Below are 17737 nucleotides of genomic sequence, written 5' to 3'. Positions count from 1 at the left end.
AGTAATCAGCATATATATTTACAACTTTCAATAAGGCAAATTTCCAGTAAAGAGGAGTACTCCTGAAATAAGTATCACCCAAAGCATAGATACTGGCAGAAACACTTTCCAACCAAGACGCATTAATTGGTCATATCGATAACGAGGTATTGTTGCCCTAATCCAAACAAATATAAATAGTAGCAAAACTATTTTTAAAATGAACCAAATTAACCCTGGTATTTTATACAGTAAATTAAACTCTAGTGGAGGATACCATCCTCCCAAAAAGAATATTGTCATCATAGCACTTGCTAAAATCATGTTTGCATATTCCCCCAAAAAAAAGAGAGCAAAAGGTATTGATGAATACTCAACATTATATCCAGAAACAAGTTCTGCTTCAGCTTCCGGTAAATCAAATGGGTGACGATTAGTTTCTGCAAGCAAAGAAATAAAAAATACTACCCCTATAGGCACCATTAGCAAATCAACCCAAAATGGCATACTATGTTTCGTAACTACCATCTCCCCAAGATTTAACGTACCAGTTATAATCACAACTGTAACTAATATTAAGCCTATTGAAACCTCATATGAAATCATTTGAGCAGCTGACCTTATACTACCTAAAAAGGCATAATTGGAATTACTCGACCAACCTGCAACAATAATACCATATACCCCTAGAGAGGATACAGCTAACACATAGAGTGCTCCAACATCAATATTTGCTATCACTTTAGGAATCACTATCTGATGTCCATTTTCTGTAATTACTTCAGCGCCAAATGGTATCACTACCCAAGCAATTAATGCTAAAATAAAAGTAAGCACTGGAGCCAGTATAAACAATATGGTGTTTGCTCTTAACGGTATTATCGGTTCTTTAACTAGTAGCTTAATAGCATCCGCAAATGGCTGTAATAGTCCAAAAGGTCCAACTACACTTGGACCATGTCTTAGCTGAATTGCACCAATAACTTTGCGTTCAAAATATACTAAATATGCAACCGAGAGCAGTAGCAGTATCAAAATAAATAAGATGTTAACTAGCGTGTTCATAAAAGGCCTTAGTACAATCTGCCATTATTTTCGAAGCACGACTTATTGGGTCTGTCATATAGAAATCGCACTCTTTTAAGAAAAAAGGTACATTACTTAATTTTATCTCGTCGCAAGTGATTGACATCCATTTATTTTTTACTACTTGATCAGCATTTCTAAATTGTGGACCAATAGTACTTAACTTTTTTCTTACATCAAATAAACTATCATATGGTAAGGAAAGACCTAAATATTGAGATAAATTCTTAATAATCAACCAATCTTCCCTTGCCTCACCAGGAGGAGATACAGCTAACTTTGCCTTCTGCACCCGCCCTTCAGTATTTACATAAGTTGCATATTTTTCTGTATATGCAGCTCCAGGTAAGATAACATCCGCCATGTGTGCCCCTCTATCTCCATGATGACCTTGGTAAATTACAAATGCGTTTTCTAATTTTAACGTGTCAATTTCATCTGCACCGAGAAGATAAACAACTTCTATCTCGCCACTTTCTGCTTGTTCTAGTATTTGGTTGATATTTTTTCCGTCTTTTTTAGGCACGAACCCAATATCTAGCCCGCCAACTCTTGCCGCAGCTTTATGCAACACATTAAAGCCATTCCAGTCATTTCTAACCATATTAAATTTTTCGGCAATTGCACCAGCCAGAGCTAAAATTGATTCAGAATCATCCCTTGTCAATGCATCTTGACCGATAATGAGCATAGGGTTCTGAGCAGCACTAAGCAGCTTGCAAAATTTATGATTTCCTTTTGCTATTTCACTTAAAACAACAGGATTGTTGCCCAGTTTTTCAATATGATATAAATATTCAACATCAGGACCAATGCTTGCAATAGGAAAATGACCCTGTAAATATCTCTTTCTTATACGCGCATTAATAATCGGTGCCTCTACCTTAGGATTTGTGTTTATAAGCAGGCATAAGTCTGCATTTTCTATACCCTCAATAGTAGTATTAAACACATATGATCCACGATTATTTTGTGGAAGCTTTGCTCCATCTTGTCTACAATCTATATTTGCTGAACCTAGCTTCTGCATAATTTCTTTCAGTAGAAGCATAGACTCACAATCTGCTAAATCTCCTGCAATTGCAGCCATTCCATTAGGTCTTGTATTCCTTAATTTTTTTGCAGTAACAGTTAGTGCTTCATTCCAATCAGTTGGAACTAACTTACCGCCTTTCTTTATATAAGGTTGATCGAGGCGTTGCACTTTAAGCCCATCATAAGCAAAACGAGTTTTATCTGATATCCATTCTTCGTTTACTTCTTCATTGATCCTCGGCAGTACTCGCATAATTTCTGGACCACGATAATCAACCCTAATACTACTTCCCACAGCATCAAGCACATCTATAGTTTCACAATGTGATAGCTCCCATGGACGGGCTGTAAAAGAGTAAGGTTTTGAAGTTAAAGCTCCCACAGGACAAAGATCTATTATATTTCCAGATAATTCAGAGCTAATATGTCTTTTTATATAAGTGCTGATTTCCATGTTTTCTCCCCTTCCAATTCCTCCAAGTTCATTTGTACCAGCAACTTCAGACAAGAATCTAATACACCTAGTACAATGAATACATCGATTCATTGCAGTTTCAATTAGCGGTCCAAAATGTTTTTTTGGTACGGCTCTTTTATGCTCATCAAGCCTGCTGATTCCCCTTCCATAGACCATCGCTATATCTTGCAAATCGCACTCACCACCTTGATCACAAATTGGACAATCAAGCGGATGGTTGATCAGTAAAAACTCGAGCACTCCCTCACGGGCCTTTTTAATTTTAGGGGTATCAGTGTAAATAACCATACCTTCTGCAACTGGCATTGCACAAGAGGCTACTGGTTTCAAAGGCCCACCTTCCACTTCAACTAAACACATTCTGCAGTTACCGGCGATTGCTAAACGCTCATGGTAACAGAAGCGTGGAATTTCAACACCCACGGCCTCACAAGCTTGAATTATAGTAAACCCAGGCTCTATTTCATATTCTTGAGAATTAATAGTAACTTTAACCACAAATTTAAACCTACTATACAGCTTCCCATTTTATAGGGTTACCGCTTACTTCATCTTCAACCAGATTGCCATTATCATATTGAGCAGACATATAATTTACGCGTGAATCACGATCTATATATCTGACTGGTTTTACCGGTTTATCCTTATACATTTTTTGCTCTGCTTTCTTACGACAAGTAGGGTTATTTTTACTAGCCGTTTTTGCTTTTGTGCCTGCTGCCATATGAACTCTTAAAAACTTCTCACTTTGATTTTAACACTTAAGTGTATAGCGTCAATATTAAATAACTTTAAAGTTTTAATGGATAGCTAGAAATTCAAAAAAACTACTTGACAAATTTAACCATCTTCTTAGCTTATAGCACTGAAAGTATTTAATCATTTTCAATCTGTATAAATTAAATAACGAAGTATCATGTAGTTAGCGCCTTATATCCAATTTCTTGTATTATATACACTCTTATATCTTCATAACCTTTTTAGGTTTTCACCTAAATATAATCTAAAACACATATATAAAGCATTTTAAATAATTATAGTACGCCAATTTGCAGGATTAGACAATAAATAACATCTAATACCAATTTTAGCTATACGAGGAACAGAAGATAGACAATAATGAAAGAAAGCTTTACTGAAGCAGTAAAATAACTCGATTTAAATGCGTTGAAATCAAAATTTTTAGATAAAAAAGTCGTGAAATCAGAAAAGAAATACCAAAGAAAGTACAAAATAACGTATATATTGCAAAAAAAACTAAATGCCTGTCATTACAGCAAAAAAGCATAATACAACAGCCTTAGCAAAATAACCTACATTTCAAAAATAGCACCAACTACACAGATAAAGTACCAAAAACTTGAAAAGAAAAAAATCTTTTTCTTATCCACAATGTCATAAAATAACTAGATTGAATCAGAGTCAATTTGAACAAGTTAAAACATGGATACAAAAAACTAATATCACCATTTTAAAGAAATGAAAATAAGAATTTAGGAAAAATTTGGCTCAAATTAGAAAAATTACAGTACAGCGTAATATGCAAAAAATGAAGTTTCATATATTACGCCAAGACCAATTCATAATGAACAAGATAAAGGTAGCAGAAAGAGTCTAAAAAAATCTTAATCCTTAAATGAGGATATTGGTAAGCATCCTGAACAAGAGTTATCCATCTTTTAATGAATCATAGTTTTACACATATTTGAAAATTGGATACTGGTAATTTAAAAAGGGCGTTAGAATACAAATGTAAAGTAAAATTAGATAGACAAAATTTTTATCTCTACAGTGCAACTAATTCTAGGGATGGAGAGAATTATAGCTTATTTACGCTGAATGTTAACACTAATTATATGAATATTTCTTGAATAAATGTTACAATATTTGAAAACATAAAAAACCTTCTTATTATAGATTGCGCTAATTGTGTCAGTCAAAAAATTTAAAGGCACCTAAAGTATCGAAATTATATATCACTTACCATGCTTACCTAAGCTCAATCTTATTAAAAAACTTTGGTTGCATATAAAATAGAACATTTTACATAATAAAATCTGTAATACAATTGATTTGCTTAAGAGCGCCTTGTGCAAGTTTATTACCTCTCTTTCCCATTCTACAATCAAATAACTTTACAATGTTGCTTATTTGAAATATTAACAGTGAGAATTGATATTTTGCCAAAACTCCGTTTTATTATCATTAATCTTCATAAAGGTCAGGCTCAAACTATACCTCAGATTGTCTTGACATATCATGTTTAATGTTAAGCATTGGAATTTTGCTATTACTATAAGTATAAATACGCCATATGATAACTCTGTTGTGTAGGACTTTATATGCTTTTGCTCATCATGCACTAAATCACCAACCTCTCAGTTTTACAAACTTAGTTTTTTCTAATATTCCTTTACCTTTATCAAATCCTTACCTAAAAATATCGAAATAGGCAGTATTTTTCAACATATTCTTCAGCTAAGAGTTCACTTTGAAAATACATATTTATCCCTATCATTGAGAGTTTCTAAAATTGTTAAAATAGAACTTATCTTCAGTATATACGTATTCATTAGTGCGTAAGATACACAACTGTAATGAGAGTGTAATTATCAGAAATACCATTTATATAATCCACTACCTAATTCTTAAAATTCTCAACTTACCATATCATACATAATGATACTAATTAACTAGAAAACCCTTTTTAATTATCCTTTAGCAAGCATCTAGGAAGCGTATTTGTAAGATTGTGACTTTCGTATCTCCCAATTCTTCACATACTTCTGAACTAATTCAGGATAGTTTTTAATAATTAATAAATTTTCAGCATTCCATTTTTTAGCCGCCTCACTAAGGTTAAACGATCCCGTGATGACCTTTTGATTATCAATAATTATCACCTTATTATGGGCAATTTTTGGCTTATCATCAATCCAAACCGGCACACCATTTGAAAATAATTTATTAATGACACTATACTTCGAGTGAAGTTGCGATTTGTCTAAAATAACTTTAACATCAATGCCACGTTTTTTAGCACTAATTAAAGCTTTTGAAATTGCTTCAAAAGTAAATGTATATTCCTGAACTAAGATAGATTCTTTAGACTGGTCTATTTCGCTGATTATTGGTATAGCACAATCTTCTTCAGGTGAAAAGCAAACCGTAGCTCTTGGGCAAGGTGAAAGTACACGATCTATATAATAACACAGAGAAAAACACGCCAACAGAAATAAAAGGTATAAAAGCCTCACAACCAACACCTGAATACATGGTAACAAACTACATCACAGCTCAATCATCTGTCAATCTATATTCCACCCACTTCTCTGTAACCTTTTCTACTATTTCTTGACTCATTTCAACTTTCTTTCCCCATTCTCGTTTAGTTTCAGGTGGAATTTTGTTTGTTGCATCAAATCCCACTTTACCCCCAAGCCCACTTTCAGGAGAGGCAAAATCTAAATAATCAATTGGAACATTCTCTATCATAACCATATCACGTACAGGATCCATTCTCGTCGATATTGCCCACATAATTTCCTTCCAATTACGTATATTTATGTCATCATCAACAACTATAACAAATTTCGTATATAAAAACTGTTTGAGAAAAGAAAGTACGCCCATAACAATTCTTTTCGCATGCCCAGGATAAGACTTTTTTATCGACACTACTGCTATTCTATAGGAACAACCCTCTGATGGTAGATAAAAATCCACTATCTCCGGAAATTGGTTGATAAGAACCGGTACAAAAATTTCGTTAAGTGCTTCACCAAGAATTGATGGTTCATCTGGTGGCTTACCAGTGAACGTACTAAGATAAATCGGGTTTTTGCGCATTGTAATTGCAGTAACATTAAATTCAGGAAATTTCTCAACAGAATTATAGTAACCTGTATGATCTCCGTATGGCCCTTCATCATGATAGCTATCTAAACTCACATAGCCTTCCAGAACAATTTCCGCGTGAGCTGGTACTTGAAGTGGTATAGTCTTACAATTTGTAAGTTCAAGCGGCTTTTTCCGCAGTAGTCCAGCAAATTGGTATTCTGAAAATGCTTCTGGCACCGGAGTTACTGCAGCAATAAGTGTTGCAGGATCACCACCAATTACAGCAGCAGCAGGAAACTTTATACTTCGCCCATCCTCTTTCCATCTTTTATGGTGGCTTGCCCCACCACGGTGAGCAAGCCAGCGCATTAGAGTCGTTTTTTTATCCACGACCTGCATACGATATATTCCCAGATTAAAATTATCTTGTTTATCCTCTGTTGGCCCTTTTGTTACCACAATAGGCCAAGTAATAAGTGGTGCAGGTTCATTTGGCCAACATGTTTGAATAGGCAATAAACTGAGATCAACCTCATCACCAATCAGCACCACTTCTTGACACGGAGCTTTATTTACAATTTTACTTCGCATCGACAACACAATTTTTAACAAAGGAAACATTTTTATAACATCTTTAAAGTTTTTTGGCGGCTCAGGTGAGTGCAAAAATGCCAAAAGTTTACCAAGATCTCTTAGTTCACCAGGATTTATGTTCAACCCCAAAGCAATTCTCTCAATAGTACCAAATAAATTCACCAAAACTGGAATCACACTTTTACCGTTTTCTGTGATAACATTCTCAAAAATAATAGCCGGTCCTTTATTTAACAAAACTCTGCGGTGAATTTCTGTCATTTCAAGAACTGTTGAAACCTCTTTCTTAATCCTAATTAGATCCTTTTTTTTCTCTAATGTTTCAATGAAGTCGCGTAAATTATTGTACATAACTTAAAATAAGTCTTTTAATATAATCAGATGATATATCTTATTCTTTAAATATTGCCTATCAAAAGCTTCATTCGCAGTAATTAATACCAAGAATATCTGCTTTTCAATTTCATTTTTTTAAACTGCTTCCTTTCTCTTTAATTAGAGAATAAATTCCTTGTTACCATAAAATTTATCACTATACTTTACTTCACAAAGCATTATATACTCACCTTCTTGATCAAAAATTAAGTCAATCTGAGTACTACTTCCTTCACTATTTTCCTCTAGCTGATATTACTAAATAGTGAGCACCATTTAATTGCCCTTTTTGCTGCTTCTTAAAACGATTCAATCTACGTTATAATACATATTCATCAATTACTTCTGTAATATACTCATCCCTTTCTCTTGTTCAGGGTAAAATCATCAATAAACCTTTTTCCAACCCACTTAATTTAGTGATCAAGCAACTACCCTTTCAGTGATTTTAGTTGTTTTTATAAGTTCTTTTCTACTAATCCCTTTTGTTTTTTTTCAATCATATATATGTCTCTGGCTTTTTACATAAAGAATGGAATAGCATGTTAAATTCATCAAATAACAAACTATCTCGCTAAAAACAGACCGCATTAATATTTTGCACTGCTAATAGTCCTTTACTTATTTTCTTAAGCCAATGTAATATTTTTCCCATAATATGCAAACTTGTAATATCTGCTAGTGATTAAGGCTAATTCCTAAATATCTTGGGTATTCTTTAGTTTCATGTAAGTAAAAAAAAAGATATTTCTACAACAATACGATTATATAATTCTTCTTTGGTATAAAGTATATTTTTAAACATTTAATGAATTACATATAACCCAAATAACCCACTTTCAGTGGGTCTAAGATATATTCTAAAAATACCCTAATGCTTTAGAAAATCAGATTTTCTTATAGCTAGCTACGGCAATTCATCAAAAAATAAAACAACCTGACTATTCTTACCTATATTATCAATAGTAAATGTTAATTGATATAATACATACATCTAGTTTTCAAAAATACAGCCATTTCTGCACCTCTTGTAAAAAGCTTTAAGCAACGATTTTACAAAAGACCTCAAGCTTCTCACTTGACTACCTTTGTTAAGGACCATTTGTTCAAATAGAGTTACACAATAATATTGGACAAAAATAGCCTTATTAAGTAAATTTAACTTACACAACATCAATCATAAACAGCAATAAATTCAGCAAATTGGGAATGAAGCCTACTTTATAAAATGGCCATTTCCTTTTTTATCACTTATTAGTTCTTTGATATAACTTACCACCATGCTCGTTAGCATTACATGTGGAAGTTATAAGATAATCAACTTTTTACCGTAGTGTTTATAATCACTCTATACATGGCAGCAAAAGATAGAGCGCTCTATAAATTAGCTGTTCTAGCACGCTTCACTCGCCTGATCAAAGTTTCTTGGTAAATCCTATTTAAGTCCCCACGTAAAATTTGCACTTGTATAAAATTAGCTATAATATACACTTAAATATAAAAGTTTTACATATCAATACTAGATGTTTTTTTCAATATAGAGGTAAATGCATACTAAAAGTTTTATATTGTAGATCCTCTAATAAATTCATGTTTAAAATACCATTTTTATTGATTCTAATAATAGTAATAGCAAGTTCAGCAGTAATAAACAATTTACTTCCATATTGCAATCAAGCTTTAAACAATGATTATACAGGTGAGAGACTAGATAACTATATAAACAAAAATTTTAACAAGATTCCCAAGACTCTCCAAGAAGAACTAATTAAAAGCAGTTATCTTATTCATGAGAACACAACTAAAAGTAAAATTTTACAATACAAAAATGAAATACTTGATCCCGCTTACCCTTACTTAGGAAATGAAAATAGCAATGTTATAGCTGTAGGATTTTTTGACTATTCTTGTAAATATTGTAAAGCCATAAAGGATAATATAAAACAGTTAATCAACGATGGCAAAATTAAATACATCTTTAGAGATACTCCAATACTTGGTAACAACTCTTTAAAAGCAGCAAAAAGTGCTTTAGCTATCTATTTTATTGATAAAAGAAAATATTTCGATTTTCACTATGCTGCCTTAGATTACAAAAGAGAACTTTTAGACGAAAATATATTGGACATAGTAAAAAGCACAGGAATCAATGAGAATGACTTCAATAAGTCCATGAAAAATAACGTAGACAAAATTGAGCAAATGATAAACAATAGTAAATTCTTAGTCAAGAAGCTAGGAGTAGGTGGTACACCTTTTTTAATAATCGGGGATAGTCTGTTTATAGGAGCAACAGATTTAGATATATTGCGTAAAAAAGTAGATGAATTAAGCCACAAATGAAACTAATTGTCATAAAACTTTATTTCTTTACTTGATGGCCTAAGAAAATTTAAGTCTAGTAATTATAGACATGGCATATTATACAAGCAATACTAGTTTTTATTGTTAGTAGGTAAAGTAAATGATATTAGAGCTTATTATGTAAATATCCTGTTTATATGCAACTAAAGTCTCTCAATAGTATTAAATTCTGGTGAGTATAGTGTTAGGTACATAATCTCAATATTTTTAGGTACCTTTAAATTTTTTAGCTTATGCTAATCAATACAACTCATAACAAGAAAGGTTTCTCATGTTCTTAAATAGAAAATCAGTGTTGGACATTAGATATAAATAAACTAGAACTAGCTCCATTTCCAGGATTAATTGCACTGTAGAGACAAAAGTTTATCTACCTAATTTTGCTTTAACTTGTGTTCTAATGCCATTTTAAACACCAGTACCCAATTTTCGAATATGCACGTACCAAATCACGATTCATCAAAGATGAATAATTCATGTTCAGAATACCTTAGCAATAGCCTCATTAGTTTTTTTTAAACTCTCTCTTATCTACCTTTATCCTGTTTACTGTGAATTGGTCCTGACATAAGACATGAAAACTTCATTTTTGCATATTACGATATATTATAAACTTCCCAAGATATAAGCCAAATTTTTCCTAGATTCTTATCCTTATTTCTCTAATGATAATATTGATATTTTCTTATATCCATACTTCAACTTGTTCAAATTGACTCTGATTCAAATCTAGTTTTTCTACGACGTTGAAGAGAAGCAAATGATTTTTCTTCTCTTCTAAGTTTCGGATACTTTATCCATGCAGTTAATGCTGTTCCTGAAACGCAGCATATTTTTGCTACACTGTTATATTGTGCTTTTTGCTTACAATTATAGCACTTAGTTTTTTTGAACATATACATTATTTTGCACTTTCTTTGGCATTTCTTTTACTGATCTTACTACTTTTTCATCCAATAATCTTGATCTTAACACCATTTAAACCTAGTTGTTTTATTTACTACAGTAAAGCTTTCTTTTCATTATTATCTATCTTGTTCCTTGTACAGTGAAAACTGGTATAAGATAGATATTTTAAGATTTATGAGACGTATCAAAAAATTGCGAAAGTGCATAAGGTATTACTGTATTTCTTGAAAAAGATATTCCTGTTGCCCAAAGCAATTAAAACCCCCCTAATTACAAAAAACATTTTGAAGTCTAAAAGGATGACGTGAAAATTTCCGAATAACCAGAAAATATTCTACTGATGAACAATCATACTGAATGATAAATACTGCATTATGTTGTTTATCACAAAAACTCATATTTTATACAATCCGAACGAAGAAATGCTTCATTCGAATGAAGAGTTGCATCCTACTTAACATAGAAAAAAGGAGATAAATCTTTTCCACAATCTCCTATTTGTTATCTCTCACACCGCTTAGCAGAACTAATACTAGTTCCACCCACCTACTGTAATCGAATCAACTTTGAGTGTTGGTTGACCAACACCAACAGGCACATTTTGCCCATCTTTTGAGCATATGCCAATACCTGGATCCAACTTTAAGTCGTTGCCAATCATGGAAACTTTCTTTAGCACTGTAGGACCATCACCAATGAGTGTTGCTCCTTTGACCGGCTGTGCAATTTTACCATTTATTATTAAATAAGCTTCTGAAGATGAGAAAACAAACTTCCCTGACGTTATATCAACCTGACCACCACTAAAATTTACTGCATATAGGCCTTTCTTCACGCTAGATATTATTTCTTCTGGTGTGTACTTTCCTGGTAACATATAGGTGTTTGTCATGCGTGGCATGGCAACTTCTTTATAATTCTCCCTTCTACCATTACCAGTTGGATTTACACCCATAAGTTTAGCGTTCATATGATCCTGCATATATTCTTTTAGGATCCCATCTTCTATCAATATATTACAACCAGGCTGAGTACCTTCATCATCTATATTAATAGAACCACGTAAATTAGGTAGAGTTCCATCATCAACTACAGTAATATCATTAGCCGCTACTTGTTTACCTATAGAATGGGAAAACGCTGAAACCCCTTTGCGATTAAAATCACCTTCAAGGCCATGACCTACAGCTTCATGCAATAATATCCCTGGCCAGCCTGGACCGAGAACAACAGTCATCTCTCCAGCTGGAGTTGGAATTGCCTCAAGATTTATTAGCGCTTGTTTCAACGCTTGATTTGCAACTTTTTTCCACCCTTTCTCGGAAATAAACTTGCTATAAGAATCTCGTCCTCCATGCCCTGCAAAACCACTTTCAATTCGGCCATTTTTTTCTACAACAACCAGCACATTAAAAAGCACGAGAGGCCTAATGTCACTTAATCCGCAATCACCCTTTATTATTTGTATAACTTGCCATTCTCCACTTAAAGCTATTTTTACCTGCTTCACGCAGTTATTTTTGGATCTTACATACTCATTAACCTCATTGAGCAGCTTAATCTTTAAACTTAGATCTATTTCATTTATTGGATTAATTCTCGAGTATAGTTTTTTTGCTCCTTTATTTAAATTTACCAAATTTGTTTTATTTAAAGACACTGAACTTTTAACTATAGCAGCAGCATTACTTATTTCTTTTTCACTAATTTCAGAAGAACAAACAAAAGATGTACTATCTTTACAAAAGGACCTTAGGCCAAACCCTTTTCTGGTATTTAAATCCATGTGTTTTAATATGTTATTATCAAAAATCAAAGACTCTGATTGGCAAAATTCTAAAAATAGCTCACCACCATCACTATTATTCAAAGCGTCGTTGACTATCTTATACACGTTATTAATATTAACATTATTCTGAGCAAAAAATATTTGATCTAGGTTTATATTATCTAGCATTACCTTTAAAACTAAAAATTGTTTAAGTATATTATTTAATCTAAACATAGTAAATTACAAAAAGCCCGAGTGGCGAAATTGGTAGACGCACTAGCTTCAGGTGCTAGTAACTTTTTAAGTTGTGGAAGTTCAAGTCTTCTCTCGGGCACTCTTAGTCTTCATATTGTTTTTCGAATGAGTTCATATCACAATATATCAATCATGCTTAATTTACGAGTGGTAAGAAAGAGAAGCTTACTTATAGAAAGAAAACAATAATTTATTCAAAAAGCTTAATTACTACACTATCCACTACTTTTCTCATTGGATATATAGTAGCATCAGTCTTTAATATTACTGGCACTGTATTAAATAGCACTCTCATTTACCTTCAATGTATAGTCATTAAATGACCATTTTCAAAAGCAGGACCTTATACTAATTTTCATTGCTAGTGAATCAAATAAGTGAGATTGCAGAGTTGTTTAATTGTGAAATGGGAAAGAGAGAGGCAATAAATTTGCATGAAGTACTCTCAAGCAAAGCAATTGTATTATAGATTTTATTATGCAAAATATTCTATTTTATATACAACCAAAGTCTCTATAATAGGGTTGACTCAGGTGAGTATAGCGTTAAGTACATAATCTCGATATTTTTAGATACCTTCAAATTTTCAACTTATTTCAATTCTTATAATCTATGATAAGAAGGCTTCTTGTGTTCTTAAATATTGTAACCTTTATTCAAGGAATATATTCATACAATTATTGTTAACATTTTAGTGCAAATAAGCTAAAATTCCTTCCATTTTTATGATTAATTACGCTGTAGAGATAAAAAATTTTGTCTACTAATTTTACTTTAGCCTATGTTCTAACGCCATTTTTAAACATCCGTACCTAACTTTTGAATATGTATCAAACCACGATTCATCAAAGATGAATAATTCTTGTCCAGGATACTTATACCAATTACCCCTGTACAAGAAACAGATAGACAATAATAGAAAGGAAGCTTTACTGAAGTAGATAAAATAACGAGGCTTAAATAACGTTAAAATCAAGATCATTGGATAAAAAAAGTCGTGGAATCAGCAAAAGAAATGCTGAAGGAAACGCAAAATAATGTATATGTTGCAAAAAAACTAGATGCTGTAACTGCAGCAAAAAACACAGTATAACAGCCATAGCAAAAATATGCTGCATTTCAAGAACAGCATTAACTGCAATCACCTAAAATTTGGAAGAGAAGAAAAATTGTTTACTCCCTCAACTTCGTAAAAAAAACTAGATTGAATCAGAATCAATTTGACAAATTGAAGTACTGATATAAAAACTCTAATATTACATTAAAGAAATGAGAATAAGAACTCAGGAAAAATTTGGCTTGAATGTAACAAGTTTATAGTAATATGCAAAAAATAAAGTTTTCGCACATTATACCAAAATCAATTCACAATGAGTAAGATAAAGGTAAGCAGAAAGAGTTAAAAAAAACTTAATGAAACCATTATAAGTATCCTGAACAAGAATTATTCATCTTTGATAAATCACAGTTTGGTACATATTCAAAAGTTGGGTGTAGCTATTTAAAAATAACGTTAGAACATAGGTTAAAGTAAAATTAGTAGACAAAATTTTTTATCTCTACAGTGTAATTAATCATAAAAACGGAAGGAATTTTAGCTTATTTGCACTAAAATGTCAACAATAATTATATGAATATATTCCTTGAATAAAGGTTCTAATATTTTAGAACACAAGAAGCCTTTTTATCATAGATAAATAAGAGTTGAAATAAGTTAAAAAAATTTAAAGGTATATAAAAACATCGAGATTATGTATTTAACACTATACTCACCTGAGTCAATCCTATTAAGAGACTTTAGTTATATATAAAACAGAATATTTTGCATAATAAAACCTATAATACAATTGCTTTGCTCGAGAGTGCTTCGTGCAAATTTATTGCCTCTCTTTTCCCATTTCGCAATTAAACAATTCTGCAATCTCACTTATTTGATTCATTAGCAATAAAAATTAGTATAATAAGGTTTGATAAACAAGTTTAACAAGAGAATTATCATCAATGGTAATATAACGAGCTTAATTAGCTGCATTTTTAGGTTATTCATACCATTGAGTATTAAAAAAAGATAATGAAAGGTGCCGTAAAGCCTAAAATTTCTTTAATATCTAAGCTCATCTAGCATAAAAAAAATCTTTACACTAACAAGAATTAAATTCACAAATAAAAGTGAAGAAATAAAAACAATGAGTAGCAGTGACACATCTAGAGTAGCAATTGATAAAGTCTAGCTTACTTTAAATTTTCATAAAGAAAAATGAACATTTATCTTCTAACAAAATTTCTGTAAGAGTCAATTACAAAATTTTAATGAAATTAAGTATTAGTAACAGAAAATATAATCTATTTAAAAATTTTTATTCAGTAATTTATCCATCAAAGGTATTATTTTTACCTATAGTAAAGTAGATTAGAATGAAGTCTATCTTATTAACAAGGCCTTTATCAGATTCACTAAATACAAGAAGTACACTAAAGAAATATGGGTATAAAGTATATATAGAACCAGTATTTACAATAAAGCATTTGCAGCCTGACATATCTGCATATGAATTTGATGTGGTAATATCCACAAGCAAGAACAGCGTGAAAGCATTTAGCCAAATATGCAGAGTAGGTGATCTTCCAATCATTACAGTTGGTAATTCGACTATGCAAACTGCAAAGGATTCAGGGTTTTCTGATATTATATCAGCAGACAGCAATGTTGAAGGGCTGATATCATTCATAAAAAATTACTACTCAAGAGCAGTAAAGTTCTTGTATATAAGAGGGCAAGAAGTATCATGCGACTTAAAAAAGAGATTATCCGAAGAAGGTTTTAACGTAAGAGAAGTTATATTTTATAAGACCCTTATTAAAAGGGGCCTCACTAATAGGTGTAAAAATTTATTATTAGGTGGTAAAATTAATAGTGTTGCTTTTTTCTCTTCACAGACAGCAAGAATATTCTGTTCTCTAGTTCTAAAGAGTGGTTTATCTAACGCAATGGACAATGTAACTGCATGTGCTATGAGCAAGAATATTGTTGACAGCTTGAAGCCAATCAAATGGAAAAAAATTATAACAGCAAGACTACCTACTCAAGAAAGTTTAATTGACCTAATTAATAAGGATTGCTGATGCTAAAAATTGCAACTTGGAATGTAAACTCTATACGCAAGAGGGTTAATCAGCTCTGTAATTTTATAGTCGATGATCAAATAGATATAATTTTACTGCAAGAGATAAAATGCACAGAAAAACAATTTCCTTACATAGAAATAGAAAAGCTGGGATATGAATGTATTGTCTACGGGCAGGCCGCAAGAAATGGCGTTTGTGTTTTATCCAAGCATTCAATACTAGAGAAATTTAAAATTGACATTGTAGAAGGTCATCAAGAAGCTCGTTATATAGAGTGCTTAATAAAACACAATAATCAAAAGATAAGAGTAGGTAGCGTATACGTTCCAAATGGTCAAAGCCCAGACTCTCATGTATTTGAATATAAACTCAAGTTTTTTGATAAACTATATGAAAGAATGGACAATTTGCTAAAGAATGAGGAACTAACTGTTATAGCCGGCGATTATAATGTTGCACCAGATGAAATTGACGTCTTTGATCCAACTTTATTGACTGATCAAGTGTGTTTTCATATAAGAGAACGTGAGAAATTAAGAGCAATCTTGAATCTTGGATTTAAAGATGCATTTAGAATATGCCATCCAAATTTACAACAGTTTAGCTGGTGGCACTATCAAGGCAATTCATCAAGAAATAATCAAGGAATGAGAATAGATCATATGCTGTTATCACCACAAGCAGCAGATAGGTTGGAAATATGCTATATAGTCGACAGACTACGCAAGTTAAAAAATCCATCCGATCATACACCTGTTGTGTGCGTTATAGGATGATACTTTCTCCTAAAGAGCAAAGGCTTCTCACATTCTTAAATAGAGCGACATTTATTCAAGAAATATATTCATACAATCAATGTATATATTCTCGGTGCAAATAAGCTAAAATTCCCTCCACTTCGAGAATTAACTGCCTATAAAGATAAAAACTTTGTCTGCCAAATTTTACTCTAACCTGTGTTTTAACACTCTTTCTAAACTACCCGTATCCAACCTTTGAATGTACGCTAAACTGCGATCCATCAAAGATGGATAATTCTTACTTAGGATATTTACCAACAACCTCATTAAGTTTTTTTAAACTCTTCCTATCCACTTTTATCTTGTTCATTGTAAATTGGTCCCGGTATAATATACAAAAACTTTATTTTTTACATATTACAGTACTGTAGTCTTGCTGACATCCAAGATAAATTTTTCCAGGTTCTTATTCTTAAATTGACTACAATTCAAACTTAGTTCTTCTATAACATAAAAAAAGAGCAAATAGTTTCTCTTCCAAAGTTTAGATACTTTATCTATATAGCCAATGCCGTTCTTAAAATAAAACTATTTTTGCTACGGCTACTATACTGTGCTTTTTTGCTGCAATTACAACATTTAGTTTTTTTGTAAAATGCACGTTATTTTGCACTTCCTTCAACATTTATTTTGTTGGTTCCATGACTTTTTCATTCAATAATTTTGATTTCAATGCCATTAAAACCTCATTACTTTACTTGCTTCAGTATGGCTTCTTTTCATCTATCCATTCCCTATATAGTAGAAATTGGTATCAATTACCCATATTTTACCGAGGAAGAGAGTGAATTATTCTAATAAAGGATAAATGATCCTTTTCTCCCTTTTAGTTTAGCATGTGATGCTTCTTGGTTATTTTATATGTAGTCTTATGAAAGCAGCTGTTTTGTGACAAAATATAACGTTTTCAATGATTACAAAAGACTGGATCTTAGTGTTAAGGCACTAGAATAGACAAGAAAAGAAAGCATTAGAATGACGAGAAGACGATGTTGATATAATAGGAGAAGGAGGGACTGAAAAACGCCATTTCTAGCTAATTTAGGTAAAGCACCTTTTTCCTGATTATTTTTCTATACATTTTTATCAACGCATTATATAGAAGGCAAAAGAGCTCCTTTGCAT

The 17737-nt window shown here is 32.0% G+C and carries 10 protein-coding genes, 1 tRNA gene and 1 pseudogene; 5 read left to right on the top strand and 7 right to left on the bottom strand.

Going from position 1 to position 17737, the window contains the following annotated elements; all coding sequences use genetic code 11:
- Positions 1 to 27 precede the first annotated feature (27 nt).
- The 5 genes from nuoH to GOY07_RS00555 all read right to left on the bottom strand — a co-directional run bounded on the left by nuoH (position 28) and on the right by GOY07_RS00555 (position 7363).
- Positions 28 to 1044, bottom strand: a complete 1017-nt coding sequence (gene nuoH / locus GOY07_RS00575; protein ID WP_175837423.1) for an NADH-quinone oxidoreductase subunit NuoH — start codon at positions 1042 to 1044, stop codon at positions 28 to 30.
- Complete coding sequence (nuoG, locus tag GOY07_RS00570; protein ID WP_175837421.1) at positions 1028 to 3076, bottom strand: NADH-quinone oxidoreductase subunit NuoG; 2049 nt, start codon at positions 3074 to 3076, stop codon at positions 1028 to 1030. Before nuoG ends, nuoH begins: the two co-directional genes overlap by 17 nt.
- A gap of 13 nt (positions 3077 to 3089) precedes the next feature.
- The gene (locus GOY07_RS00565; protein ID WP_175837419.1) at positions 3090 to 3302 is read right to left on the bottom strand and encodes a hypothetical protein; all 213 of its coding nucleotides are present in this window, start codon (positions 3300 to 3302) and stop codon (positions 3090 to 3092) included.
- Positions 3303 to 5307: 2005 nt separating this feature from the next.
- Positions 5308 to 5835 carry a phospholipase D family nuclease gene (locus GOY07_RS00560; RefSeq protein ID WP_175837417.1) on the bottom strand — a complete coding sequence of 176 codons (528 nt, stop codon included), beginning with the start codon at positions 5833 to 5835 and terminating at the stop codon, positions 5308 to 5310.
- Positions 5836 to 5875: 40 nt separating this feature from the next.
- Positions 5876 to 7363 carry a UbiD family decarboxylase gene (locus tag GOY07_RS00555; RefSeq protein ID WP_175837415.1) on the bottom strand — a complete coding sequence of 496 codons (1488 nt, stop codon included), beginning with the start codon at positions 7361 to 7363 and terminating at the stop codon, positions 5876 to 5878.
- A gap of 1614 nt (positions 7364 to 8977) precedes the next feature.
- On the opposite strand from GOY07_RS00555, the gene GOY07_RS00550 reads away from it, so the two are divergent.
- Entirely contained in the window at positions 8978 to 9730 is a 753-nt protein-coding gene (locus GOY07_RS00550; RefSeq protein WP_175837413.1) for a DsbA family protein, read from the top strand.
- A gap of 728 nt (positions 9731 to 10458) precedes the next feature.
- Here GOY07_RS00550 and GOY07_RS00545 read toward each other — a convergent pair.
- Together GOY07_RS00545 and tldD are read right to left on the bottom strand one after the other, a co-directional pair.
- Positions 10459 to 10647 carry a hypothetical protein gene (locus tag GOY07_RS00545; RefSeq protein WP_175837412.1) on the bottom strand — a complete coding sequence of 63 codons (189 nt, stop codon included), beginning with the start codon at positions 10645 to 10647 and terminating at the stop codon, positions 10459 to 10461.
- 545 nt (positions 10648 to 11192) lie between these two features.
- A complete protein-coding gene (gene tldD / locus GOY07_RS00540; protein ID WP_175837410.1) occupies positions 11193 to 12617 on the bottom strand; it encodes a metalloprotease TldD in 1425 nt (474 codons plus the stop codon).
- Between the two features lie 63 nt (positions 12618 to 12680).
- Here tldD and GOY07_RS00535 point away from each other — a divergent pair.
- From GOY07_RS00535 to GOY07_RS00520, 4 genes and pseudogenes are all read left to right on the top strand, one after another.
- Positions 12681 to 12765 (top strand) — tRNA-Leu (locus GOY07_RS00535).
- 936 nt (positions 12766 to 13701) lie between these two features.
- A pseudogene (locus GOY07_RS00530) lies at positions 13702 to 14629 on the top strand (transposase).
- Between the two features lie 472 nt (positions 14630 to 15101).
- On the top strand, positions 15102 to 15809 hold the full coding sequence (locus GOY07_RS00525) for a uroporphyrinogen-III synthase (RefSeq protein ID WP_175837408.1): 708 nt from the start codon (positions 15102 to 15104) through the stop codon (positions 15807 to 15809).
- Positions 15809 to 16588: an exodeoxyribonuclease III gene (locus GOY07_RS00520; RefSeq protein ID WP_175837407.1), complete on the top strand. Its 780-nt coding sequence runs from the start codon at positions 15809 to 15811 to the stop codon at positions 16586 to 16588. The genes GOY07_RS00525 and GOY07_RS00520 overlap by 1 nt, the downstream gene beginning before the upstream one ends.
- The last annotated feature ends 1149 nt before the right edge of the window (positions 16589 to 17737 follow it).

It is taken from the genome of Wolbachia endosymbiont of Litomosoides sigmodontis (genome assembly GCF_013365435.1).
GTDB lineage: Bacteria > Pseudomonadota > Alphaproteobacteria > Rickettsiales > Anaplasmataceae > Wolbachia.
This window is presented reverse-complemented; position numbering and strand designations above follow the sequence as displayed.